Source organism: Acinetobacter lwoffii (assembly GCF_024129735.1).
In the GTDB taxonomy this organism is placed as follows: Bacteria; Pseudomonadota; Gammaproteobacteria; order Pseudomonadales; family Moraxellaceae; genus Acinetobacter; species Acinetobacter lwoffii_H.
On record NZ_JAMXXK010000101.1, the window covers coordinates 1 to 1539 of the forward strand.

Here is a 1539-nt window from a genome sequence, read left to right on the forward strand (position 1 = left end):
TTGATAAATATCTATATAAATTAAGACATTTAGTTGAAAATGTGTTTGCGAGATTGAAGCATTTCCGAGCGATTGCAACCCGATTTGATAAACTGGCACGCAATTATAAATCTATGATTCGTATAGCCTGTATATTTATTTGGTGCAAAGCCAAATGAGGACACACTCTAAGAAAATTATGCCTATTACCTATACAAATCCAACCAATTCTCATCATATTTTTACCTAACTACAGCATTATTTAGGTGAATATAAACTGATCCATTTCCATGGAATCCAGTGTTATATAGATTTAATCATTCACGACTGGTTTTGATATTATCTTATGCAGGCATAAAGTGAATTGATCTTTTCATGTAGATTAAATAAATAGAAGAGCATATTCATATGAACCAGATTTTAGAGATTCAAAGCAGCCAGCAGCAAGCTTTGCTTTATTTATTAGCCTTTTTAAAAGAACAAGATTATCAGTTCACGACCATTACACCACTTTCACACCAGCGAATTCTGGATCGAAAAAAGAATGAAATTTATAAGCACAAAACCCTTCAGGATATCTTTGGCTGGAATTTAAACTTTAAAAAAACTGATCTTGATCCTGTCCTGTTTGAATTATTGCAAGAACATCAACTTCTACAGGTTCAGGAAGGTCAATACTTGAGTCAGGTTCGGGTTTCTTCACTCAATGGCGAACTCTTTATTCATTCAGCTTTTCCAACCACTCAGCAAGATGCGGTATTTTTCGGTCCGGATACGTATCGCTTTATCTATCATCTCAAGCAATATCTAGCTGCTCAGCCTCGCCCTTTTAAACGGGTCGTGGAAATGTGTTGTGGCACTTCAGCAGCCGCGATCAGCATTGCCAGACATTTTCCAGATGTGAATGAAATGATGGTTGCAGACCTGAATCCCAAAGCCTTGCTCTATAGCCAGATTAATATCAGTTTTGCCGGCTTAAACCATATTCATCCGGTTCAAAGTAATTTATTTTCCAATCTTGATGGAAAATTTGATCTGATTTTTGCTAATCCACCGTATTTAATTGATCCCGAACAACGTCAATATCGTCATGGCGGTAATGCGCTGGATGGCTGTGATTTATCATTCAGGATTATAAAAGAAGGTCTACAGCGCCTGAATTCTGGCGGACATTTATTTCTATATACCGGTGTGACAGTGACTGAACATGGCAATCTGTTTTTGCAGCATCTTAAAGATTTGATGAAACAGCATCAAAATATAATCTGGTCCTATGAAGAAATTGACCCGGATATTTTTGGTGAAGAACTGGAACAACCGGCTTACCAACATGTGGAAAGAATTGCGTTGGCATTAATCAAAATTGAAGTAGGCAATTAAAGAATATTTATTAATTATGGAATTTTAAAATTTTGACTTTGTTCGCTATCAGCTTATTTTAAATCGTTTTATTAAAATCATAGAAATAAAAAAACCCCAATCTTTCGACTGGGGTTTTTAAAATTTGGCGGAAGCGGTGAGATTCGAACTCACGGAGGACTCACACCCTCGTCGGTTTTC

General features: G+C 36.4%; 2 protein-coding genes. Both read left to right on the plus strand.

The genetic code is table 11. From position 1 onward, the window contains the following. Positions 1-158 (plus strand): transposase (locus NI469_RS15625; protein ID WP_253175656.1); only part of this gene is annotated, 158 nt, incomplete at its 5' end. A 229-nt stretch (positions 159-387) separates the two neighbouring features. Further along, complete coding sequence (locus NI469_RS15630; RefSeq protein ID WP_253175655.1) at positions 388-1359, plus strand: methyltransferase; 972 nt, start codon at positions 388-390, stop codon at positions 1357-1359. Positions 1360-1539: the final 180 nt, after the last annotated feature.

Bases quoted from the DNA above. Each gene is read 5' to 3' on its own strand.
- NI469_RS15630 (WP_253175655.1), top strand. From the start codon at position 388: ATGAACCAGATTTTAGAGATTCAAAGCAGCCAGCAGCAAGCTTTGCTT.